The 23,469-nt window shown below is 72.1% G+C and carries 17 protein-coding genes and 1 pseudogene; 1 reads left to right on the top strand and 17 read right to left on the bottom strand.

What is annotated here, in order from left to right; all coding sequences use genetic code 11:
• Positions 1-245 precede the first annotated feature (245 nt).
• Complete coding sequence (locus ACWDRW_RS13475; RefSeq protein WP_451722834.1) at positions 246-1,934, top strand: bifunctional 3'-5' exonuclease/DNA polymerase; 1,689 nt, start codon at positions 246-248, stop codon at positions 1,932-1,934.
• Here ACWDRW_RS13475 and ACWDRW_RS13470 read toward each other — a convergent pair whose 3' ends face one another.
• From ACWDRW_RS13470 to ACWDRW_RS13390, 17 genes and pseudogenes are all read right to left on the bottom strand, one after another.
• Positions 1,935-5,471 (bottom strand): BTAD domain-containing putative transcriptional regulator, encoded by a 3,537-nt coding sequence (locus ACWDRW_RS13470; protein ID WP_451722832.1) that lies wholly within the window; start codon positions 5,469-5,471, stop codon positions 1,935-1,937.
• Positions 5,472-5,871: 400 nt separating this feature from the next.
• Positions 5,872-7,002 carry a M20 family metallopeptidase gene (locus tag ACWDRW_RS13465; protein ID WP_451722831.1) on the bottom strand — a complete coding sequence of 377 codons (1,131 nt, stop codon included), beginning with the start codon at positions 7,000-7,002 and terminating at the stop codon, positions 5,872-5,874.
• 88 nt (positions 7,003-7,090) lie between these two features.
• Positions 7,091-8,368, bottom strand: coding sequence for an aspartate aminotransferase family protein (locus tag ACWDRW_RS13460; RefSeq protein WP_451722830.1), 1,278 nt, complete (start codon positions 8,366-8,368; stop codon positions 7,091-7,093).
• 25 nt (positions 8,369-8,393) lie between these two features.
• Entirely contained in the window at positions 8,394-9,641 is a 1,248-nt protein-coding gene (locus tag ACWDRW_RS13455) for an MFS transporter (protein WP_451722829.1), read from the bottom strand.
• Positions 9,638-10,888, bottom strand: a complete 1,251-nt coding sequence (locus ACWDRW_RS13450) for an ATP-grasp domain-containing protein (protein ID WP_451722828.1) — start codon at positions 10,886-10,888, stop codon at positions 9,638-9,640. The genes ACWDRW_RS13455 and ACWDRW_RS13450 overlap by 4 nt, the downstream gene beginning before the upstream one ends.
• Before the next feature lie 22 nt (positions 10,889-10,910).
• Positions 10,911-12,116 carry an NAD/NADP octopine/nopaline dehydrogenase family protein gene (locus ACWDRW_RS13445; RefSeq protein WP_451722827.1) on the bottom strand — a complete coding sequence of 402 codons (1,206 nt, stop codon included), beginning with the start codon at positions 12,114-12,116 and terminating at the stop codon, positions 10,911-10,913.
• Positions 12,117-12,131: 15 nt separating this feature from the next.
• Complete coding sequence (locus tag ACWDRW_RS13440; RefSeq protein WP_451722825.1) at positions 12,132-13,052, bottom strand: TauD/TfdA family dioxygenase; 921 nt, start codon at positions 13,050-13,052, stop codon at positions 12,132-12,134.
• A 51-nt stretch (positions 13,053-13,103) separates the two neighbouring features.
• Positions 13,104-14,075 (bottom strand): TauD/TfdA family dioxygenase, encoded by a 972-nt coding sequence (locus ACWDRW_RS13435; RefSeq protein WP_451722824.1) that lies wholly within the window; start codon positions 14,073-14,075, stop codon positions 13,104-13,106.
• Between the two features lie 18 nt (positions 14,076-14,093).
• Entirely contained in the window at positions 14,094-15,254 is a 1,161-nt protein-coding gene (locus ACWDRW_RS13430) for a GNAT family N-acetyltransferase (RefSeq protein ID WP_451722823.1), read from the bottom strand.
• Positions 15,251-15,805: pseudogene (locus ACWDRW_RS13425) on the bottom strand (ACT domain-containing protein); the annotation flags it as partial. The pseudogene ACWDRW_RS13425 and the gene ACWDRW_RS13430, both read right to left, overlap by 4 nt.
• Positions 15,806-15,816: 11 nt before the next feature.
• Positions 15,817-17,139 (bottom strand): MFS transporter, encoded by a 1,323-nt coding sequence (locus tag ACWDRW_RS13420; protein WP_451722822.1) that lies wholly within the window; start codon positions 17,137-17,139, stop codon positions 15,817-15,819.
• Positions 17,133-18,518: a hypothetical protein gene (locus ACWDRW_RS13415; RefSeq protein ID WP_451722821.1), complete on the bottom strand. Its 1,386-nt coding sequence runs from the start codon at positions 18,516-18,518 to the stop codon at positions 17,133-17,135. The genes ACWDRW_RS13420 and ACWDRW_RS13415 overlap by 7 nt, the downstream gene beginning before the upstream one ends.
• Positions 18,519-18,546: 28 nt before the next feature.
• Positions 18,547-19,836 (bottom strand): ATP-grasp domain-containing protein, encoded by a 1,290-nt coding sequence (locus ACWDRW_RS13410; RefSeq protein ID WP_451722820.1) that lies wholly within the window; start codon positions 19,834-19,836, stop codon positions 18,547-18,549.
• A 146-nt stretch (positions 19,837-19,982) separates the two neighbouring features.
• On the bottom strand, positions 19,983-20,993 hold the full coding sequence (locus tag ACWDRW_RS13405) for an SGNH/GDSL hydrolase family protein (protein WP_451722818.1): 1,011 nt from the start codon (positions 20,991-20,993) through the stop codon (positions 19,983-19,985).
• Positions 20,994-21,037: 44 nt separating this feature from the next.
• The gene (locus ACWDRW_RS13400; protein WP_451722817.1) at positions 21,038-21,958 is read right to left on the bottom strand and encodes a dihydrodipicolinate synthase family protein; all 921 of its coding nucleotides are present in this window, start codon (positions 21,956-21,958) and stop codon (positions 21,038-21,040) included.
• Positions 21,955-23,271 carry an aspartate aminotransferase family protein gene (locus tag ACWDRW_RS13395; protein ID WP_451722815.1) on the bottom strand — a complete coding sequence of 439 codons (1,317 nt, stop codon included), beginning with the start codon at positions 23,269-23,271 and terminating at the stop codon, positions 21,955-21,957. Before ACWDRW_RS13395 ends, ACWDRW_RS13400 begins: the two co-directional genes overlap by 4 nt.
• The gene (locus ACWDRW_RS13390) at positions 23,271-23,402 is read right to left on the bottom strand and encodes a hypothetical protein (RefSeq protein WP_451722814.1); all 132 of its coding nucleotides are present in this window, start codon (positions 23,400-23,402) and stop codon (positions 23,271-23,273) included. Before ACWDRW_RS13390 ends, ACWDRW_RS13395 begins: the two co-directional genes overlap by 1 nt.
• Positions 23,403-23,469 lie beyond the last annotated feature (67 nt).

Below are 23,469 nucleotides of genomic sequence, written 5' to 3'. Positions count from 1 at the left end.
GCACGGGGTGGGCCGGCGACTTCCCCACCACCGAGGCGCGGGAGCGGGCCGGGTGCGGTGCGGGCGGGTTCCGGGCGGCCGCCGGAGGGCGAGGGGGCTCCCGGCGGCGGACCGTCCGGATCACGGGCGCCGCCGGAGGGTCCGGCACGGTCCTCACGGGCCTGGCGGTGCGGTTGGCGGTGACGCCGCCGAAGTAGAAGCGCAGGTGAGGGGCGATTGTCAGACCCCCCTGCCACACTCGTGGCATGACCGACCGGTGGGCTCTCGCACCGGCCGAGGACGGCGGCGTGGAGCTCGCCCCCCTCGGCCCGGACGGGCTGCCCGCCGCGCCGGTCGTGCGGGAGCCGGACCTCGCCGCGGCGGTGCGCGGCAGGCCGGAGGTCGCGCGCTGGGTCTGGCGTTCCACCGCCGAGGTCTACCCGCGCCTGCTCGCCACGGGGGTGCGAGTGGAGCGGTGCTACGACGTCGAGGACGCCGAGACCCTCCTGCTCGGCCACGAGGGGCGGTACGGCGAACCCCGTTCCGCGGCGGCCGCCCTGGCCCGCCTGCGCGGCGGACCCGTACCGCCCGACCCGCCCCAGCGCGCCGCCGAACCGGGCGCGCAGTCCCCGCTGTTCGAGCCGCAGGCCGTCCATCTCCCGCTGACCGACCTTGTGGAGGTCTACGCCGAACAGCAGCGGCGGCACGACAAGGCCGAGCACCCGGAGCGGATGCGGCTGCTGACGGCGGCCGAGTCGGCGGGGATGCTGGTAGCCGCAGAGATGAACCGGTACGGGCTGCCGTGGAGCGCCGACGTCCACCGCCGGGTGCTGCACGAACTGCTCGGCGAGCGGTACGCGGGCGGCGGTGAGCCCCGCCGCCTGGCCGAGCTGGCCGACGAGGTGTCCGCCGCCTTCGGCCGCCGGGTCCGGCCCGATCTGCCCGCCGATGTCGTCAAGGCCTTCGCGCAGGCCGGCATCAAGGTCCGGTCGACCCGCCGCTGGGAGCTCGAGTCCGTGGACCACCCGGCCGTCGCGCCGCTGATCGAGTACAAGAAGCTGTACCGGATCTGGGTGGCGCACGGCTGGTCCTGGCTCCAGGACTGGGTGCGGGAGGGGCGGTTCAGGCCGGAGTTCCTCGCGGGCGGCACGGTCACCGGACGCTGGGTGACCAACGGCGGGGGCGGGCTGCAGATCCCCAAGGTGATCCGGCGGGCGGTCGTCGCCGACCCCGGCTGGCGGCTGGTGGTGGCCGACGCCGACCAGATGGAGCCGCGCGTGCTGGCCGCCATCTCGCGCGACCCCGGTCTGATGGAGGTGGCGGGCCGGGAGAGCGACCTCTACCAGTCGGTCTCCGACCGGGCCTTCTCCGGCGACCGCGACCAGGCCAAGATCGCCGTCCTCGGCGCGGTCTACGGCCAGACCTCCGGCGACGGCCTGAAGAACCTGGCCGCGCTCCGGCGCCGTTTCCCGCGCGCGGTGGCCTACGTCGACGATGCCGCGCGGGCCGGTGCGGAGGGGCGGCTGGTGCGCACCTGGCTGGGCCGCACCTGTCCACCGGCGGCCGGTGCGGGCGAGGACTCGGCGGAGGAGGCGGGCATCCCCGTCGCGGACGACGCCGAGGAGACGCAGCAGCAGTGGGTGCCGGGATACGCGTCCAGCGACGCCCGCGCGCGGGGCCGCTTCGCCCGTAACTTCGTCGTCCAGGGCAGCGCCGCCGACTGGGCGCTGCTGCTGCTCGCCGCGTTGCGCCAGGCCTGCGCGGGCATGGCGGCCGAGCTGGTGTTCTTCCAGCACGACGAGGTCATCGTGCACTGTCCCGAGGAGGAGGCCGAGGCGGTGGTGGCGGCGATCCGGGAGGCGGCGGAGCTGGCGGGGCGGCTGACGTTCGGGGAGACGCCGGTGCGGTTTCCGTTCACGACGGCGGTGGTGGAGTGCTATGCGGACGCGAAGTGATCAGGTGTGGCGTCCGGCGCGGGCGCGGAGTTCGGGGGCTTCGTCCTCGGCCAGCAGCAGATCGAGTTCGGCCAGGACCGCCTTCTCGTCGGTCCCGTCGAGCGCGTCCAGGGCCGCCCGCCAGGCCGCGCGGGCCTCGGCGACTCGTCCCGACTCGTGGAGCAGCAGACCGTGCTGGTGGCGGGCGAGACCACCGGTGTAGCGGTCGGCGCGGGCCTCGGCCCGGCGCAGCAGCTCGGCGCACTCCCGGTCGGCCCGTTCGGTACGGCCGAGCAGGCGCAGGGAGCGGACCAGGCCGAGGCGGGTCTGCGACTCGCCGTGCCAGTCGCCGTGGCCGTCGAGGACGCGCAGGCTCTCCTCGAAGTGCCGGGCGGCGGCGACCGGTTCACCGAGGGTGAGCTGGGCGTAGCCGATGTTGCACCGCGCGTAGATCTGGATCAGGACGTGGCCGATGGTCTCGCCGATGGCCAGTGAGAGGCGGTGCTGTTCGATGGCGGCACGGGGGTCGGTGTGCTCGTACAGGTTGCCGAGGTGCTGGTGGGTGACGGCCTCGCCGTACGGGTCGTTCAACTGCCGTGAATAGGCGAGGCTCTGGCGCAGCGCCCGCTCCGACTCCGGGTAGCGGCCGAGGCCTTCGAGCAGCAGGCCCCGGTTGTTGAGGCAGCGGCGCATCCAGGAGACGACGCCGAGCTCCTGCCAGATGGCGAGGGCCTGGTCGTTGAGGGCGAGGGCCTCGCTCTGGCGGCCGGTGAGGAAGTGCACTCCGGCCAGGTCGCCGAGGGCGTACGCCTCGGCCGCCGCGTCCCCGAGGCGCCGGGCGACGCGCAGGCCGGCCCGGCCGAGGACCTCCATCTCGGCGAGCCGGCCGCCGCGCTGGAGGTAGGGGAAGATCAGCCGCAGCAGGGTGCAGACACGGGCGGCGATGCGCGGGGCGGGCACGTCGGCGTACCGCTCGGTGAGCGCGACGATGTTCGCCAGCTCCGCGTCGGCCCAGGCGAAGGCGGCCTCGGAGCCGCCGAAGGGGTGGACGTCGGCGACCTGGGCCGCGTGTTCGGGAGGCTGGCAGGACGTGGGGCGACGGCGGTCGTCCTGGTCGAGGCCGGGTTCGACGATCGCGGTGAGGACGCGTTCGGCGAGGGCGGCGTACCAGCTGAGGGCGGTCTCGGCGACGGCGGTACCGCCTTCGGTGCCGGCCAGCTCGCGGGCGAAGTCGCGGACCAGGTCGTGGGGGACGTAGCGACCGAGCGCCGTCTCCTCCAGGAGCGCCACGTCGACGAGCCGGTCGAGGGCGTCCTCGGCGCGCCGGGTGCCGATGCCGCCGAGGCGGCCGAGCAGGGGGGCGCCGTACTCGGGCAGGTCCAGGGCGCCGATCCGGCGGAGCACGAGGGCCGCGTCCCGGTCGGCCTCGCGGTCGGACGCGGCGAGCGCGTCGTGCGCCACGGCGAGGGAGCGACGGACGCTGAGATCGTCGTACTCGAGCTGCTGCAACCGCCGCTCGGTGGCGGCCAGTTGACCTGCCAGTACGTCGGGGGTGAGCGCGCTGCGCGCGGCGAGCCGTGCCGCGACGACACGGAGGGCGAGCGGGAGGCGGCCGGTGAGTGCTACGAGGGGGTGGCCGGCGTCGATGCCGTCGTCCCGTCCGGACACCGCCCGCAGCAGCGCCGCGCTGTCCTCGTCGGACAGGGGTGCGAGCGGGAAGCGCCGGACGCCGTCGAGGGCGGCGAGGGACGAACGGCTGGTGACGATCACGGCGCAGCCGGGGGCCGCGGGCAGCAACGGCCGTACCTGGGCGGCATTCGCGGCGTCGTCCAGGACCAGGAGCGTGCGGGTGGGCGCGAGCATCGACCGCAGCAACGCGGCTGCCGCGTCCGGGTGTTCGGGGATGGCACGGGGGTCTGCGCCGATGTCCCGCAGCAGGGCCGCGAGGGCCTGGGTGGCGGTGAGGGGGAGCATGCCCGGGGTGGCGCCGTGGAGGTTGACGTAGAGCTGACCGTCGGGGAAGCGGTCGGCCAGGGCGTGGGCGACATGGAGGGCCAGCGCGCTCTTCCCTATGCCGGCCATGCCGGTGAGGACGGTGACGGTGGTGTTCGGGGTGGGGGCGGTCAGGGCGCGGTGGAGATCCTCGGCGAGGGGGGTGCGGCCGGTGAAGTGAGCTGGGGGTGGAGGGAGTTGGGCTGGGCGAGGCGGGGCGACGGGAGGCGGCGGGGGCGTGGCGGCGGGCTGGGCGTGAGTGGCACCGGGGCCTGTGGGCTCCTCGGCGGACCGGGCATGAGCGGCACCGGAGGCTGAAGGCTCCTCGGCGGACCGGGCATGAGCGGCACCGGAGGCTGAAGGCTCCTCGGCGGACCGAGCATGAGCGGCACCGGAGGCTGAAGGCTCCTCGGCGGACCGAGCATGAGCGGCACCGGAGGCTGAAGGCTCCTCGGCGGACCGGGCTTGCGCGGCACCAGGGCCTGTGGGCTGCTCGGCGGGCCGGGCGTGCGCGGCGCCGAGGGCTGACGGCTCCTCGGCGGGTCGGGCGTCGGGGCTCGGGGGCTGGTGGGTGGTGGGGGCTGGACCGCTGTCGTTGCCCGTACGGTCGGACCCCTCGGCGTGGCCCCGGTCATCGCTGCGGGCGGTGCCGCCGGTACGGCGGTCGTCGCCAAGTACCGTACGGCTCCGGCCTCCTCCGCCGCTCCCGCTGTCACCCCCCTCCTCCACAGCCCCCCGCAGCACCTCCATATGTGCTCCGCGTACGCCAGGTCCGGGCTCCACGCCGAGTTCCTCGACGAGCCTGCGGCGCAGGTCGCGGTGGACCGCGAGGGCTTCCGCCCGGCGACCGCTGCGGTGGAGGGCGAGCATCAGCTGGCGGTGGTAGGCCTCGCGCAGGGGGTGTTCGGCGGCGAGGGCGGCCAACTCGGGCAGCAGGGCGTCCAGTCGACCCTCGGCCAAGGCCAACTCGGCGTCGTAGCGCCACTCCAGGAGCAGCAGCCGCGACTCCATCAGGCGCTGCACGAGGGGGAAACCACCCACGTCGGCGGGGAGTCCGCCGAGCGGCGTGCCGCGCCACAGGGCGAGGGCGGCGGCGCACTCGCGGGCGGTGCCCGGCCAGTCGCGGTCGATGTGGGCGGCGCGGGCGGCGGCGAGATGCGCCTCGAAGACGTGGACGTCCAGTTCGCCGTCGTCGACGCGCAGCAGGTACCCGGGCGAGACGGCGCGCAGCCGGGAGGGGTCGTCCAGGAGTCGGCGCAGCCGGGTGACGTGGTTGTGGAGGGAGGCGTGCGCGGAGGCGGGCGGCGCACCGCCCCACAGGGCGTCCTTGAGCGCGTCGACGGAGACGGTACGCCCGGCTTCGAGGAGCAGTGCGGCGAGGAGTGCGCGGGCTTTGGGGCTGCCGATGGGCCGGACGACGAGCCTGTCGCCGCACCCGTCGTAGTCGCGGCACTCGTCGTAGTCGCCGCCGCACTCGCCGACCGCGCCGTCGCCGCAGTCACTGTCGTAGAGGACCGGCGGCCCCAGCAGTCCGAACCGCAGCTCGTACCGCTTCACGCCGCCCACTGCCTTTCCGCGCGCCCGCAGGGGTGCGCATCACGGCGTACTCCGGCCGCCGTGGCGGGTTTCCGCCCCTCGACGGCGGAATTCCGCCACCTCCGCCCGGCGGGCCACCCGCCGGGATCCGCTACTGTTCCGGCCGTCCGGCAAGATCGTCTCGACGACTTCAGGCCAGGTGACCGACGACCGCGCGGAGAACCGTTGGCCACATGTTAGCGATCCGTTGGTGCGACCTGATCTGATCACTCCATCGGATCTGGCCCGACGGTGCGCGCGTAAGACGCGTTGCTCGGGGGAGTGTTGCCGCCGCGGCCGGATCCGGGGACGCACCCGGGTCCCGGTCGGCGGAGGTGAACGACCGGGACCCGCGTCCCCTCCCTCTTCTCCCTCCCGCTTCTCTCTTTCCTCAGCGATCGGTCGTCCGGAGTCGCTCCGCGGGGCTGTCGCGGATCGCTTCCACCAAGCCCGCGACCAGACGCGCCCGGTCGGCCATGGTGTCGACCAGCAGGTACTCGTGGTCCGCGTGGGCGCCGCCCCCGACGGCTCCGAGCCCGTCGAGCGTCGGCACACCCAGGGCAGCCGTGAAGTTGCCGTCGCTGCCGCCGCCGACGGCCACGCCCTCGATGCCGGGCCGCAGGCTCCGGGCCAGGGCCATGAGCGGGGTCGACGCCGACTCGGGCATGGGGGGCCGGCCGACCCCTCCCTGCACGGAGATCACGGCACCGTCGAGGCGGGGAGTCAGGGCTGCGAACGCCGACTCGACACGCTCCTTCTCCTCGGCCGACTCGACCCGCACGTCCACGAACACGGTCGCCTGCGCGGGAACGACGTTGTCCTGGGTTCCGGCGGCGGCGACGGTCGGCGTGACCGTCGTGCCGATCTCGGGCCGCGAGAGAGCCGCGATCTCCAGCACCTGGTGGGCCGCCTCGATCAGGGCGTTCACTCCCGCGGCGGGTTCCAGGCCCGCGTGCGAGGCGCGCCCGGTGATGGAGACCTCGAAGGTGCCGCACCCCTTCCGGCCCGTCTTGAGGGCGCCGCCGTCGGCCGCCCCCTCGAACACCAGCACGGCACCACAGGCGAGGGCGCGTTCCTCGATCAGCACCCGGGAAGCCCGGGAGCCGACCTCCTCGTCGGCGGTCACCAGGATCTCCACGCCCGCCAACTCGTCGAGCAGCGCCAGGCCGTGGATCGCCTGCACGAGACCGCCCAGCATGTCGAAGACACCGGGCCCCGTCACGCGGCCGTCCTCGACCTTGAACGGGCGGCGCTCCAGGGTGCCGAGCGGGAAAACGGTGTCGTGGTGGCCGAGGATCAGCACCTTCGGCTCACCCCCGCCCGACCAGTGCACATGCGGTCCGGCCGCGCTCTCCACGAGGACGGCCGTCCCGCCGAGGCGGTCCTCGACGACACCGGCGACCGCTCGGGCCGAGGCCTCCAGCGCCGCCAGATCGCGGGAGGGCGACTCGGTCTCCACGAGGATCCGGAGGTCGTCGAGCATCGCGTCGACGCTGACTGAGGCGGTCGTGTGCGTGGTCATGCGGGGAGCCTAACGGGCAGCCGGGCGGGCCGGTCCGACGAAGCCGGGCCGCCCGCCACGGCCGTACGCGCTCTGCTCGGTCCCCTGCTCACGCGCCCGCCCCCGCGACGGCGCGCACGGAACTCTCCAGCGCGGTCAGGAAGTGGTCGTCGGTCTCCGCCGTCTGGGGCAGGGACAGCGTGACGAAGCCGCTCTTGCCCAGGTAGACGCCCCGTTCCAGCATCTCGTGGAACAGCAGCTCCACCGGGCGGCGGTCCGTGCCGGCCAGGTCCGAGGCACGGACCAAGGGGGCGTCGGTGGGATGGATCCCCATGAGGGAACCCCAGCCGGTGGCCTGGAAGCCGTACTCCCGCAGCACGCCGTCGGCCCGCTTGCGCAGGTCCTCGCCTCGCCGGAACAGCTCGGCCAGGGACGACCGCGTCAGCACCTCGCCGAGCATGGCCGCACTGGCCGCCATGGAGAAGCGGTTGTTGTTGAACGTGCCGGAGTGGTCGAGGGAGCGCTGTCCACCGCGCGCGATCTGGAGCATCAACTCCCGGGCGCCGCCGACCGCGCCGAACCCGAAGCCGCCGCCGAGGTACTTGCCCAGCGTCGTCAGGTCCGGTCGGACCCCCAGCAGGGACTGGCCGCCGCCGTAGGCCATGCGCGAGGTCTGGACCTCGTCGAAGACGAGCACGCTGCCGTGCTCGTCGCACAGGCTCCGCAGCCCCTGCAGGAAGCCCGGAACGGCCTGGATGCGTCCGCCGGAGCCGAGCATCGGCTCGACCAGGACACAGCCGAGCTGCTCGGGGAATTGCCGGAACGCCTCCCGTACGCCGTCGAGATCGTTGTAGTCGCAGATGACGGCGTCGAACGGCACGTCCAGGGCCGGCCGGCCGCGGCTGAAGCTGAGGAAGCCGCCGTGGTAGCCGCCGTCGAACACCAGGATCCTGGTCCGGCCGGTGGCCTTCAGGGCGAGGTTGATGGCGACGAGGTTGGCCTCGGTGCCGGAGGGGGTGAAACGGACGAGGTCCATCGCGAAGCGCTCGCAGAGCATCCGCGCGACCTCGGCCTCCTCCGCCGCCACGGTGCCGAACGTCCAGCCCTTGTCGAGCACCTCCGTGACGGCCTGTCGTACCGCCTCCGGGTTGTGCCCGGCGAGGCCGACGCTGTAGTCCCCCAGGTAGTCGAGGTACTCGTGGCCGTCGACGTCCGTGAGACGGCAGCCCGCGGCGGAGGCGACGGTGAAGGGGAACGGGTCGAAGTCGAGCACGGAGCGAGTGGTTCCCGAGGGCAGGAAGGACCTGGCCCGCGTGTGCAGTTCCCTGCTGACCGGACGCTTCTCGGCGTACCGGCGGTGGACGTTCTCCAACGCGTTGGTGATCACGATGCTCTCAATCGGTCGGTCTGAGTCAGGATGTGGTCGGAAGGGACGCCCGGTCCGGCCGGGTGGACCACAGCACCGCGGCGATCGCGGCGCCGAGCACGACCGGCGCCGTCCAGGCCCACGCGTCGTCCAGGGAGACGGTGTGGCCGAGGACCACCGAGGACGCCGCCGCGCCGCTGATCACGGCGGCCCGGATGATCGCGTTGACCCGGCCCAGCAGGTCCCCGGGGATCGCGTTGTACCGGTACTCGTTGGTGGTGACGTTCATCCCGCCCTCGCCCATGGACAGCAGGAAGAACCCCACGAGGACGGCGGCCGGGGAGCCGAGGAGCATGGCGGCGCCGCCGAGACCGCAGAAGGCGAACCAGATGCCGACGCGCGTCTGCAGTCCCCGCCCCGGCGCGACGCGCGGGGTGACCCAGGCGCCGACGGCGGCGCCCGCGGCCCCCAGGCCGAGGGCCGTCCCCGTGGTCTGCGGGCTCCAGTGCCAGTGCGTCTGCGCGATGACGACGAGCACGGTCGGCAGGGCACCGGCACCCAGGTTGAAGACGGTCATGGCCACCGTCAGCCGCCGCACCTGCTTGAGGCGCCAGAAGCAGCTGAAGCCGTCCGTCAGCATCTCGCGGAAGACGCTCGGTCCGCGCCCTTCGGTGGCGCGCAGCGGCAGCCACGCCGCCGCCCCCGCCGTGACCAGGAAGGTGGCCGCGTCGATCCAGAGCGCGCCGCGGGCGCCCAGAGTGCCGAGCAGGACCCCGGCCACGGCCGGGCCCGCGAACCGCACCACGGAAATGGTCGTGGTGTAGCGGCTGTAGGCCTTGGCCAGGCTGTGGGCGGGCGCGATCTGCGGGATCAGCCCGAAGTCGCTCGTCAGCTCCGAGGTCAGTCCGCCGCAGCCCACCAGGAAGAGCAGCACCAGCACGGCCACGACGTTGTCCTCGGAGACGACCAGCGGCAGCAGCGCCACGAGGACGCACTGCGCCACCTCGGCCCAGACGAACACCCGTCGGCGGTCGAAGCGGTCGACGACGACTCCGAACACCGGCGAGAGCGCGTAGGGCGCGAGCTGGACACCGAAGCTGAGCGCGGCGACCGTCGTCGATCCGGTGACCGTGAGCAGGACCAGCGGCATGGCGACGTTCAGGAAGGTGTTGCCGAGCCGGGAGACGGCCGAGGCCAGGGTGAACACCCAGAAGTGGCGCATCGAGCCCTCGGATCCGCCCGTCTCACCGCCGCCGTCCCGCACCGTCGTGGCGGACGCCGCGTCGTCCGTCACGACGCCGCCCCGGGTTCCGGCTCGGGCTCCTCGTACTCGACGACGAACCGCTCCCGCAGCGCCTCCACCAGGGCGGGTACCTCGTCGACCGAGTCGACGCGGAACTGCGCCATGCCGGCCCGGCTCGTGGAGTACAGCATCCCGGAGATCCGGTCCCCCGGTCCGGCCGTGACGGCGACGCTCTCGACCTGGGGGATATCGGCGAACACGTCGGCGCTCGGGACGCGCCGCACCACGCCCTGACGCACCGGGAACATCAGGAAGCCGAAGATCCCGTCCGCCGGCTCGGGCGTCCACGCCGGCCGGCCGCCGAGCTCCGTGGCCAGGAAGTGCTCCCAGACGTCGAAGCCGTAGGCGCGCAGGAGGGTCTGCGGGATGCCTCCGCCGCCCGGACGGCAGGCGATCTCGCCGACGACGAGCCCGTCCGCGGTGCGGAAGACCTCCAGGTGGGTGACGGAGTCGGCGAGCCCCATGGCCCGTACGACATCCCGGTGCAGCGCGGTGAGTTCCCTCGCCTCGTCGCTGTCGGCGGGCAGGGTGTGGGAGCCGAACACCGAGCCCTTGGCGCGCAGCGGCGGGCTGGTGTACTTCGACACGGCGGTGAACCGCACCTCGCCGTCGTGGACGAGCCCGTCGCAGTGGTACTCCTCCTCGAACTCCACGAAGTCCTCGATGAGGAAAGGCGCTTCGTCGTTGCTGAGAAGGGGGCCGTCGGCCCGGGCGATCCGGGTGATGTCCGCCTCGGTCCGCACCACATGGACGTTCGCGGCTCCGTCGCCCCAGGCGGGCTTGATCACCGCGGGCAGCCCGTGGCGGCGCAGGAACTCCGCGACGCTCCCGTCGGACGGGGCCAGCGTGGTGCGTGCGACGCGCAGTCCGGCTCCGCGCAGCCTCGCCTTCATCGCGTTCTTGTTGCAGAACGCGTGGGCCACGTCGAAGGGAATGCCCGGCATTCCCAGGTAGCTGCGGAGGTAGCCCGCGGTGGGTATCGAACTCTCCGCCGGTGCCACGATCGCGTCGAACGTGTAGCGGTTCATCAGGTCGAGCGTGGCGTGTCGGACCTCGTCGAGGTTCTGCACACTCTTGACGAGGGTCACCGACTCCATCCCGTCCGTCGACGGGTAGTCCCGCAGACAGTCGGGTTCCGTGATCAGCGACAGGCGTATCCCGGGATCCCGCAGGATCCGGGTCACGAGCTCCTGTCTGCGGCGGTTCACGACGAGGACGTCGCGGACGTGCTGGGGCATGGCTGGTTTCACCTTCCCGGGGTCAGGGCGCGGACAGCGCGGCGGCGGCCAGCGGCGCGTTCAGCAGGTCTCTGACGCCTTCGACACCGCCGTCGATCTTGGCGAGATGGGGCAGGTACGTCGTGCAGGACTCGACGTCGGCACCGATGTCCCGCAGACCGGCCATGACGTCGTCGAAGTACGCCCGGGTGTGCGGCATGTCGAGCCCGGCCCGGTCGGCGAGCCAGCGGATCGTGAGGAACGCCGGCACGTCCTCCGTGAGCACCCGGGAGCCGCGCAGCTCGTCGATGCTGCCGCTCGACAGCGAGCGGTAGATGCCCCGGCAGGACTGCATCATGGCGTAGAAGGAGTCCTGGGGTCGCAGGCCGTACTGCCGCTGGATGATCTCGGGGAAGGTCTGCGCCTCCGCCCCGAACTCCCTTGCCAGGAGTACGCGTTCGCGGTCCAGCAGGTCGAGTCGGGCGGCGAGACCGGCCGAGATGCCGTCGATGTAGTGCGTGTATCTGATCCCCTGGCGCGTCTTCTCCAGGTTCTCCGGATCCAGTGCCACCCCGACGTGGATGATGTATCCGAGCGGGTTGAAGAGCAGGTCGATGCCGTCGCAGACCCGCAGGTCCGGCCAGGACGGCCGGCCGATGTGCTCGCCGAGCGGGAACATCCGGCGCAGCGCGGTGAGCGCCCGGTCCGGGTCGCGCGAGTACACCGAGACGTTGACCGAGATCTTGCGCTTGTACTGGACCGTGCCGCCGATCACCCGGGTTCCGTAGAACGAGTCCTCGACGAGGACGACCGAGGTGTCCCGCAGCCGGGGCGAGTCCCTGATCCACTTGGCCAGCACGGGCTGTCCGCCCTGGCCGCCACGGACGAAGACGATCACCTTGCCGCTGAGGTCCACCGAGCGTTCGAGGTGGTCCAACAGCTCCAGCCTGAGGTGCGGGATGTCGGGGACGGTGACGACGAGGGTGCCGGCGTCGGCCAGGGCCTGCCGGCCCTCCTCGCTCCACAGCGAGCCGAACTGGCTGTCGGCGAGCGTGCAGGTCTCCACCGAGCCGGTCACCAGGTTCTCCATGACCAGCCGGGTCCAGTTCCGGCTGCGCTCCCTGACGGAGGCGGAGTTCTCGAAGGACAGCAGGCGTGCGCCGAGTCCGTGGTGGGGCTTGGTCAGCTCCAGGTCGGCCAGCAGGGTCAGACCGACGTGCCCCGCGCCGATAACAACGATGTCGGACATGGTGAGGTGCTCGCCCTAGCTGCTGAGTCGGACCATGGTGTTGCCGTGCCGGGCCGCGACGTCGTCCGGCAGGACGTAGGACCGCAGGAGCAGGCGCTCGCACTTGTCGGGCTGGATCGTGTCCCGACCGTGCACACAGTGGTCGTTGGGGATCAGCACCGCCTCGCCCTTCTGGATCGCGATGCCGTACCGGCGGCCCACTTCCAGGGCGGCCCGGCTCAGCTCGGTCAGGGCCCGTGCCGCCCGCTCCGCCTCGGCCGGGGCGAGGCCGACGGCCGGGGTGTAGGTCCCGAAGTTGAGCCGGACGACCGGTGGCACGCCCTCTTCCTCGACGAGCAGTTCCATCCGGCGCACCCGCTCGAACCCCCAGGACAGGGCCGATCCCGAGCGGGCCTCGAAGTCGCGGCGGCGCAAGGCGTCCTTGGTCTCCTCGGGGAGCAGCGCGAGCACGTCGCGGGCCGGTGCGAGAAGGGTTCTGGGAACCTCGCCGGAGGCGATGTGCGGCACGAGGACCAGCGTGCGGGGGCGGCAGTTGTCGCTCGCCCAGGCCAGGTCGTTGTGCATGCTCAGCAGGTCCACGCCGGAGCTCTTCTCCGACGACAGGGTGGTGGGCCGGATGTCGGTGATGTACGAGTGGTTGTACTCGGCGTAGGCGACACAGGCGCCGATCGCCTCACCGAGCAGCAGGCACAGGACCTTGCTCCGCTCGACGTCGTCGAAGCGCGGCAGGTTCCGCACATGCACAGGGTCGCCGTCCGAGGCGGCGAAGGCCTTGAGGACGTAGGGGAGTTCCGTCCGGACGTCGAGCCGGCCGCGGATGTAGGAGACGTAGCGGAACTCGGTCTGTCCCGGGCAGTTCTCCAGGACCGTCTCGACGAGGTGGGCGAGGTGGTCCTGTTCGCCGGGCTGCAGCTCGACGACGGGCAGGGTGCGCATGAAGGTTTCTCCTCGGAGCTCAGGCTGCGGCACGCTCAGGCTGCGGCGCGCTCAGGCGAAGGCGACGAAGACCTGGCGGTCGCCGCTGTAGGGGTGGCGGCCGTGCATGGCGGCGCGGTTGTCGACCAGCAGGACGTCACCGGCCTCCCACTGGACGGCGACCTCGCAGCTCTCGAGCGTGTCGCGCACCTGGTCCATGTACGCGCCGGGGATCTCGGTGCCGTCGCCGAAGGTCGCGCCGTAGCCGATCCAGGTCTCCCAGCGCTCCATGTCGGTGACGTCGGGGACGGTGCTGGGGTCCTTGCGCCAGATGTGGGTCTGGTTGAACCAGGCCTGGCGCCCGTCCGCGCCGACCTCGACCGTGCCGGGCGTGCGGTTCGTGGTCAGCAGGCCGAGCGGGGTCCACTTGGCGGAGGTGTAACTGGCCAGGCAGTGCTCCATGACGTCGTCCTTGGAGTCCGTCTCGAAGGTCTCCGGCCACGACTTGATGCCGCTGGGGTCCCCGGCGGCGTGCGGCAGGTGCTGGATGTAGCTGACGCCGCGCTCCCGGAAGGCGTCGCGGACCTCGGGCGGGAGCGAGGAGTAGACCCGGTGGCCGTCCACGATCGTGGTCGCTCCGCCCTCCTCGGCCACCACACTGCAGCCGAAGATCAGCGTCGAGGGATGCCAGGGTGCGTAGGACAGTTCGTTGTGCGCGCGCACCGCGCGGGTCCGGTCGGGGCCGGAGGCGTTGTAGACCAGACCGCGCTCGGCGTGGCGGGGGGCGTCACCGCCCTTGTACGCCGCCAGCTCACCGAGGAGGCTGCGGGCGACGTCCTCGAACTCGTCGATGGACAGCACGTCGAAGCCGCGGAACAGCACTGCTCCGGTCTCCTCGAGGAGGCGCCGCGCCAAGTCCCGCTGCTCGGCTCCGATACCCGCCAGCACCTTGGCCGGATTCGGGTCGTCGCCGATGTTCTCGACGACGGAGGGGAAACCGGATGCGAAGGAGAAGGAGCCTGCGGTCGTCTTCCTGTTATCCACAATATTCTCCAGAAGGAATCAATGGGTCGGCCCGAAAGTGGCCAGGACGAGCGAACGGTCGCCCGATGCGGCCGCGTTCCTGCGGGCGTTGTCCCACTGCCGGAACGCGGACTGACGATGGGGGGAGCCGCCCGTCGCCGACCAGCACATGCCGGTCAGAGGGCGGGCCTTGGCGCCCCGGAACAACTTGGCGTCGTAGGACGCCCGTCCGTAGTGGACGCGTCTGTAGGAGTGCTCGATCGCGAAGCGGATCGGCTCGTAGATCGCGAGGTTGAAGTATTCGGCGGCGCCGGCCAGACGGTCGTAGTCCAGACCGAGCTGGCGGACGTAGACCGTGTCGCCCCACAGGAACGTGAGGCAGACGCCGAGCACTTCGCCGGCCGAGCGCATGACGAACAGGTGGCTGTACTCGTCGACTTCGCCGGTCAGCGTGCGAAGGTAGCGGGCGCGTTCCTCGGTCGACGTGCTGTCGCCGTATTTGCTCTGGAGCTTGGTGAAGAGCAGGTTCGAGGTGTCGAGCAGTTCCCCGAGCCGGACGGCGCTGATGTCGTACCCGGCCTCGGCGAAGACCTCGGCCTCGCGGCGGGCCGCCGCCGAGCGCTTGCGGCCGAGGGAGTGCAGATACGCGACGTAGCCGTCCCAGGAGTCCCACTCGATGTCGACCTCGCACTCGACGTCGCAGACGAACGAGCCGTCGGGTCCCCGGACGTCCTCCAGCTGCCGGGTCCCGGCCTCGTTCAGATAGAGGGCGGAGGTGGCGGGGGACCCCCATTCCCGGCGCAGTCCGTCGGCCGCCCGGAGCAGGGCGTCGAGGATCGCGGCGGCCTCGGCGCGGGGTGCGGCCGGGTCGACCAGGAACTCGTTGGAGTAGGCCGCGCTCTGGCCCAGGACCAGGTTCGGCGACCAGTCCCCCGCGCGGAAGTCCCCCGCGGAGCGCAGGAACCCGGCGAAGACGTCGTACGGGGCCAGCGTGCCCGGACGCTGTCGGTAGACCGGCAGCAGCCCGTCGAGCCTGCCGCCGCCGTCCCGGTGCGTGACGTAGGCGACGTCCGGTCGGCGGAGGTGTTCGTAGGCGCGCAGCCAGGGACCGCTGACGTAGAACGAGCGACCCGCCGTCAGCCGCGTCAGCGCGTCGTCGTCGATCTCGGCGAGGCTGTGCACCACATGGATCGAGCTCATCGTCCGGCGCCTCCCGAGACGAGGGCCGCATCGCCGCCGTACACGACCGCCTCGTCGCTGTCGGAGTCGAGGCCGAAGGCGGTGTGCACGGCGCGCACGGCCTCGCCCACCTGCTCGGCGCGGGTGACGACCGCGATGCGGATCTCGGAGGTCGAGATCAGCTCGATGTTCACGCCCGCGTCGGACAGCGCGGTGAAGAAGTCCGCCGTGACACCCGGGTTGGTCTTCATCCCCGCGCCGACCAGGGAGATCTTGCCGATCTGGTCGTCGTAGCGCAGCGAGGCGAAGCCGAGGCCGGCCCTGTTCCTCTCCAGGGCGTCGATGGCCTTGCGGCCCTCGGCCTTGGGGAGGGTGAAGGAGATGTCCGTCAGCCCGGTGGCGGCGGACACGTTCTGCACCACCATGTCGACGCCCGCCTGGGCGTCGGCGACGGTACGGAAGATCGCGGCGGCCTCGCCCGGGCGGTCCGGCACGCCTACGACCGTGATCTTGGCGTCGGAGGTGTCGTGCGCGACACCGGAGATGATGGCCTGCTCCACCTGCTTGTTCCCCTTGCTCGTGGTCAGTCGTCGGCGGTCGTGCCGGCCGGGACGGGAGCGTCGTCGGCCGGGTCCGGATCGGTGAACGTACGGTTGGCGGGCAGGACGACGGCTGCCAGCAGCGGCACCACTCCGGCGCCGAGGAAGACCCAGGCGAGACCGGCCGTCGAGGCGAGCGCCCCGGCGACCAGGGCGCCGAGCGGGAAGACACCCCAGGTGATCCAGCGGTAGGCGGCGTTGACCCGGCCGAACAGCGAGGGCGGGATGGTGGTCTGGCGGTACGACACGATCGCCACGTTCCACACGATGACGACGAGGCCGTAGCAGAACAGTCCCGCGGCCACGACCGGCACACTCGGTACCGCGAGCGCCAGGAAGCACAGGCCGAGCACCGGACCGCCGTACCGCATGAGGGGTTCCCGGCCGATGCCCTCGACCAGGCGGCCGGAGACCAGGCCCGCGAGGACGCTGCCGACGGCCAGGCAGGACAGCAGCAGGCCGTAGGCGGTCTCGGAAAGACCCAGGCGGCCGGGCGCCACCGCCCACAGGGGCAGCAGGGTCAGGCACATGGAGTACGAGAAGTTGTTCGCCGCGGCGGCGACGGCGAGCCGTCCGAGGTCCGGGCGGTGCCGGAAGTAGCGCAGGCCCTCGCCGAGTTCGGAGCGCAGCGCCTTGAAGGAGACGGGCCGCTTGGGCGGGGCCGCGTCCCCGCCGAGCTCGGCGGTCACCGAGCCGGGCGCGGACGCGGCGGGGAGCCGGCCGAGCGCCCAGACGGTGACGGCGTACAGCACGCAGACCGTGGCCAGGCCCTGCCCGGAACCCAACGCGACGACGAAACCGCCGAGGGCCGGACCGAGGAGTTGCGCGAGGAAGGTCTGGGTGGAGTGCACGATCGAGTTGGCGCGCGGCAGTTGCCCGGTCTCCACCAGGCGGGGCAGCGCCGACTGCGCCCCGACGTCCACGAACGTACCGGCGCAGCCGATCGCGAACGCGCTCACGGTGAGCAGCCACAGCGGCAGCCGGTCGGCCACCGCCAGCAGACAGGTCACCGTGATGAGGGCCAGGCGCAGCCCCGACGCCCAGCGCATCACCGTGCGCGGCTCGTAGCGGTCGGTGACGACGCCCGCGGGGAGCGTGGCGACGAGCCAGGGCAGCCGGACGGCGACGCCGACCAGGCTGACGGCGAACGCCGAGCGGGTCATGCCGAGGGCCAGCAGCGGCACCGCGATGCGGTAGATCCCATCGGCGAGGTCGGAGGAGACCACGGCCGACTGGTAGACACGGAACGGCTTGCCCAGCGGCTTCTTCCCGCCTGCTCCGGCGCCGGACTTCGAACGGCTCAGCACAGCCCGTCCACCAGTACGACCGAGCTCATCCGGGCCCCGTGGTTGGCGTTGAGGACCTCGCCGCCGGCCGGAACACCGTGGCGCAGGAGCACACCGGTGGGGCGGCCGCCGAACAGGAACGGGCCGAGGACGAAGGGGACGTCGGCCCGCTCCACCTCGCCGGTCCCGGTGTGCGAGAACTCCATGCCGATGCGGTCCGGCTCGGCGAAGCGCTGGATGATGTACGGGTGCTCGGCCCGGTCCACGAGGTCCAGCGCGGCCTGCCATGCGGCCTCGGAGACCGTACGGCCGATCATGACGCCGGTGCCGCCGTAGCCGCTGGTCGGCTTCAGCACCAGCTCCTCGCGGTGCCCGCGGGCATGAGCGAGCGTTTCCCCGTGCACGGTGCCCGGTGTGGACAGCAGCGCGGTCCAGGGCACATGACGTTCGACGAGCCGCCGGTCGGCGGGACCGAGCAGGTCCAGGTCCGACCAGAGCCAGGCCAGCGTCGTCTTGTCGCTGAGCAGCCAGGCGGCCTCGGTGGTGTGCATGCGCACCCGGTCGTCGAGGACGGCCCGGGTCAGCGCGTCGAGCCCGGGGCTGGACGGCTGGTCGGACTGGAAGAGCCGGAACACGGCGTCCACCTGCCTGCCGTCGAGCGTCAGCGCGCCCGTGTCGTCGAGGGCCAGGTCGTCCATGGCGCAGGCCACCATGTCCAGGCCGTGCCGACGGCCGCTCTCGCACATCGGCCGCATCCAGTCGATGAACGCCCGGGTGTCGTCGAGGCCGGGCGGTGTCCCCTTGCTGAACGCGGGGATGACGACCAAGGCCCCCTCGGGCAGGCCGAGGGAGGAGCGGATGACCGACGACCTCCCGTCGGCCGTGGAGTCGGGGGCACCGAAGGTGATGCCCCCCTCCGCGCCGAGGTCCTCGCAGAGGTCGGTGAAGCGCCGCGCCATGACGTCCGCGTGGAGCGTTCCGCCGAGCGCCCCGTCGATGTTGAACTCGACGAACTTGGGCACACCCGCGGAGTAGACGATGTCCGGGCGGGCGGAGACGAGCAGGTCGTCGTCGAGGGGATCGGAGGGCCGCACCAGAGGGGTGTCCCGCGGCGGGACCCGCAAGGCCGCCATCAGCTCCCCGGCCGTGCCGGCCCGGCGTCGGCACGCCTGCAGCACCAGCTCCATCAGGTGCCACGAGACCGACCCGAGTTCCGTGTAGTGCGTCCGGTCGAGGAAGACCGGACGCAGCGGGCGCCAGGGTCCCTTGGAGCCCGTGACTCCGTCGTACACGTCCGCGGCCCGGGCCGTCGCCCGCTCGGTGAACGCCGAGCGCAGGTCAGCGGGAAGGCGTTCCCACTGATCGCCCGAGGTGTTCCCGCCGATTGCCGTCGCTTCCACAATTCCTCCCGCTTCCCGGCCCATGGGGCTACAGCGCGTACTTCGCGATCTCGAACCCGAGGGCGTCTTCCAGATCCGCGATCAGTTCCAGGCCGCGCGCCCTGGCCTGCTCGGTGGTCTCCGCGGGCAGGCAACAGAACCCGAAGACCGTGAAGTTGCCCATCTGCCGCGGGATGTGCTGGCCGCTGCTCAGATTCAGCGAGTACGCCAGCGGCCGGTGCTTCTCCTTGATCTTCTCGATGCGCTCCTCCACGCCCTCGGGAAGCACACCGCCGGTGACGCTGCCCAGCGCGATGGAGATGCCCGCCGAGCCGAAGGGCGGCCGCTGGACGGTGAACTCCTCGCCCAGGTGTTCCTGGACCAGCAGCCGGAACGGGTCGTCCCCGGTGATGTGCCGGTAGACGAACGGCGCCATGCCGCCCATGATTCGGCCGTTGACCTCGACCAGGACGGGCCCGTCGGCGCTCATGATGAACTCGACGTGGTAAAGACCGACGGTCAGGCCGAGTTCGGTGAAGACGGCCCGCATGTACTGCTCGACGTCGCTCTGCTCGGCCTCGGTCAGACCGGCCGGGAGCACTGCCGCGACCTCGTACAGCGGATTGTGCGTGGCCTGCTCACGCCGGGCGATCATGAAGACCTCGACCTCGCCGTCCCGCGCGATGACCTCGGCCGAGTGCAGGACGCCCTCGACGTACTCCTCCATGAGCAACCGGGTGCTGACCAGGGTGGCCAGCGTCCGGCTCAGCGCCTCGCGGGACGCGGGCAACTCGTCGAAGTAGGAGCGCAGTTCGTCCTCGGTACGGACGATCGCGACGCCCTCCTTGCCTGCGCTGCGGCTGGGCTTGATGACGAGGGGGAGGCCCAGATCGCGTGCGGCGTCGAGCGCCTGCTCGCGGTCCTCCACCCGGACGTGGCGGGCGGAACGCAGCCCGGCGGCCCGCAGGGCGTCCCGGCACAGGTCCTTGGTGACGGCGGTCTCCATGGACCGCACGGACGTCGCCCTGATGCCGAGGGCCTCGGCGGCCTTGACCGTGGGGACCACGGCGGGCTCGGAGGTGGTGAGGACGGCGTCCACCGGCCGCTCGGCGTGGATGCGCCGCAGGCAGCCGGTGAGGTCCGCCTCCAAGTGGTCGATCGTGACCACCCGGTCGGCGTGAGCGAGGGCCGCGGCGAGGCGCTCGCTCGGCATCTTGCCCAGCTTCAGCGCGGAGGCGTCCTCGGGGCGTACGAACGTCACGAAGTGACCCATGCCCTTGGCGGTTTCGAGGGCCGGGAGCGTGGGGCCGGTGCTGTCGACGAAGACTACGTGAGCCATGTCGGAGTTCCTCCTAGAACATGGGGTAGATCGAGGAATCCGGCTTGGCCTTCTTGGACGAGCCGAAGATCCGCCGGAAGAACGAGATGATGGATTTCACGTGGGTACTCCGTTGCGCCTGAGGTGGGTCGAAGTGCGGTGCGGCACTAGATGAGCTGAAGCAGCTGCTGGGCGACGAAGTCGTGGCCCGCGTCGGTGAAGTGGATCCGGTCGACGAACAGCCACTGGTCGGCGGCGAGCCGCTCGGCGAGCACGGGGCTGAGGTTGACGAAGCCGACCCCCAGCTCCTTGGCGCCCGCCTCGATGCGGGCGGCGTAGTCGAGGTTGACCTCGGTGCGCAGGATGTCGCCGTAGACCGTGGTGAAGCCGCCGATGGCGTCCAGTTCGGCGAAGATCTCCTCCTCCTCGGGCGAGCCCTTCGGGCGCACCCAGCCCGCGAGCGGCTGCAGGACGTAGGTGAGCTTGGCGCCCAGGTCGTCGGCGACGAGCCGCCACAGCTTCAGGTGACGCAACGTCAGGTCAGTTGCGTAGGAGAGCTGTTCGTCCAGGGCGGGGACGGGCTCCTCCTGCTGGGCGGGGCGGGAGGAGCCGAGGCCGCGCAGCCGCTGGAGCATCGAGGCGGAGTCGGCGGCCTCGGCGGGCAGCGCGTCGAAGAACTGGTTGCAGTTGAAGAAGGCGCCGTGGTCGCCGCGCCGCGACTGCGGCTGGCGGGCGAGACCGAGGTTGTTGAACCCCGAGAAGAGCACGATCTCCTCGACCTTGGGCAGCAGGTGCCGGTAGAGGGTGAGCAGCAGCGCCTCCTGGGTGGAGTTGAAGCTGCGGCCGCCGAAGTTCAGCCAGGGCTCGGGGCGCGGGTCGTGGACGGTCAGCCGGGAGGGCAGGGTCCAGTCGTCGCCGGCGGCTCCGATGCCGAAGACGGTGGAACTGCCCGCCAGCAGCCGGACCGAGTCGACGCCCTCGTGGTCGGCCACCGACAGGGGCCGGCCGTAGGCGTCGTGCGCGTACCGGAAGCCTACGGAGTCGGTGTTCACCGTCTTGGAGCGGTGGTCGGCGGGGTGGAAGTACATGAGGTACGGAAGCCAGCGGACGTCCCCGCCGTCGGTGAACTTGGCTTCGTAGTCCTGCATCTGCGGCGTGAGTCGGGCTCGCGCGGACATGGAGTTCAACATCCTTGGGTCGATCAGGGTGAGTCCGGTGGGACTCAGGGGGCGGTCTGTGCGGAGCGGGTGAGTCCGGCACGGTCGAGTGCGGCGGCGACGTCCTGGCGGGCGGTCGCGTCCAGGCCCCGCACCGGGCGGGGCAGGCTGTCCGCGGGGATCAGTCCGAGCTGCTCGGCGGCGGCGGACATCACCCGCAGGCTGCCGTGGCGCCGGAACAGGGCCCACAGGGGCTCCAGTCCGTCGGAGAGCCGGGTGACGCCGGCGGCGTCACCGGTTGCTGCGGCACGGGTCAGGGCCTGCGCGGCCGCGGGGAAGAGTCCGCCGACGACCGAGTACCAGCCGTCGCAGCCGGCGTTCAGCCCGGCCGCCGCCTCCCAGTCGCAGCTGACACCGACGGTGACCGTGTCGGGGATCGCCGCACGGATCCTCGCGACGTGCTCCTTCGCCCGGGCGGGATCGGCGGGGGCGCCGGGAATCTTGATCGAGCCGACGTTCGGCAGCCGTGCGATCCGGCCGTACAGCTCCGGCGAGAAGTCCACATGGGTGGTGCCGGGGTTGTCGTACACGCACAGCGGGACGGACAGCTCGCGGGTGACGTCCTCGTACAGGCCGAAGACCTCGTCGTCGGAGAGCGCCTGGTACGTCATCGGGGCCAGCAGCACCGCGCTCGCTCCCGCGCGCTGCGCGTCCTCGGCGAGGGCCAGGACGTCGGACGTGCGCAGGGAGCCGATGCCGACCATGACGGGTACTCCGTCCGCGGCTTCCACGGCGATCCTCGCGGCGCGGGCGCGTTCGGCGCGGTTGAGGTAGGCGTAGCTGCCCGTGGAGCCGAGCGCCCCGATGGAGTCGACGCCCGCGGCGGCGAGGCGGGACACCAGGCCCGCGTACGCCTCCTCGGCCACCCCGGCCTCCGTGACAGGCGTCAGCGGGAAGGCGCTGAGCCCGGTGAACAGGGGGGTCACAGGCAGACCTCCACGACCTCGGCGAAGCGGGACACCATCGCGTCGATGTCGGACTCGGTGGCCACGAACGGCGGGGCGAACAGCACGTGGTTGCCGGCCTCGCCGTCGACGGTGCCGTAACCGGGGTAGAGGAGCAGGCCCCGGTCCAGGCCCTCCTTCTTCATCCGCCCGACCAGCTCCGAGCCGCCGAGCAGGGGTGCGCGGCCGTCCGGGTCCTGGACGAACTCCACCCCGGTGAACAGGCCCCGGCCACGGACGTCACCGACGTTCGGGTGGTCGGAGAGCCGGTCGAGCAGACCCTTGCGGAGCTGCTCGCCACGGGCCCGGACGTTCGTCAGCAGGTCCTCGTCGACGATGGTGCGCTGCACCTCCAGCGCGATCGCGCAGGCCAGCGGGTGGTTGACGTGCGTCTGGCCGTTCTGCAGCACACCCGAGCCGTCACCGAGCACGTCGTGGATCGCGGTGGAGACGAGGACCGCGGAGATCGGCTGGTACCCGGCGGCCAGGCCCTTGCCGACCGCCACGATGTCGGGCACCACGCCGTCCTCCAGGTAGGCGTAGTGGTGACCGGTGCGGCCCATGCCGGCCATGACCTCGTCGAGGATGAGCAGAACGCCGTGGCGCCGGCACACCTCGGCGACCTTGGCCAGATAGCCCTCGACCGGGGGCACGGCGCCGTTGGTGGAGCCGACCACCGTCTCCAGGACGAAGGCGGCCACCCGGTGGGCCCCCAGCTGCCGGATGCGGGCGTCGAGTTCGTCCGCGAGCCGCTGGGCGTAGGCCGCCTCGGTCTCGTCCTCCCGCTGGTCGCGGTAGGCGTAGCAGGGCGAGACGAACTCGGCCGGGCCGAGCAGCGGTTCGAAGACCGAGCGACGCTGGCGGTTACCGGAGATCGCGAGGGTGCTCAGCGAGCTGCCGTGGAAACTCTGGCGGCGCGCGATGACGGTCTGCCGCTCGCTCTCCCCGCGCTCGCAGTGGTACTGGTAGGCGATCTTGAGGGCAAGTTCCATCGCCTCGGACCCACCGGACAGGAACTGCGCGCGGGCCAGGCCCCCGGACTGACCCACCAGCAGCTCGGCCAGTTCCTCCGCCGCCGCGGTGGTGAAGCTCCCGGCATGCGCCCAGGACAGGTCGCGGGCGTGCCGCTCCAGTGCCTCGGCGATACGCGGGTGGCGGTGGCCGAGGCTGGAGACGGCCACTCCGCCGCAGGTGTCGAGGTAGCGCTTGCCCGTGCGGTCCTCCAGCCAGACGCCGTGGCCGCTGTCGGCCCAGACGGGCTGCTTGCCGATGTTCTTGTAGAGGACGCTGGACATCACAGTTCCCAAGCGGTGTCGGCGCGGTGGGCGCGCGGGCTGAAACGGGACGTGCCGGACACTCGGCGCAGGAGCGCGGCGGGCAGACAGTCGGTCATGAACACGAGGGCTGCGTAGAGCCGCAGGAACATCTCGGGTCTCTTCCTGGTTCCGGGGGGGGCTGATGGGGCTGGCCGGGCGGCCTCGGAGGTCTGGGCC

It is taken from the genome of Streptomyces sp. NPDC003635, from assembly GCF_053587635.1.
This window is presented reverse-complemented; position numbering and strand designations above follow the sequence as displayed.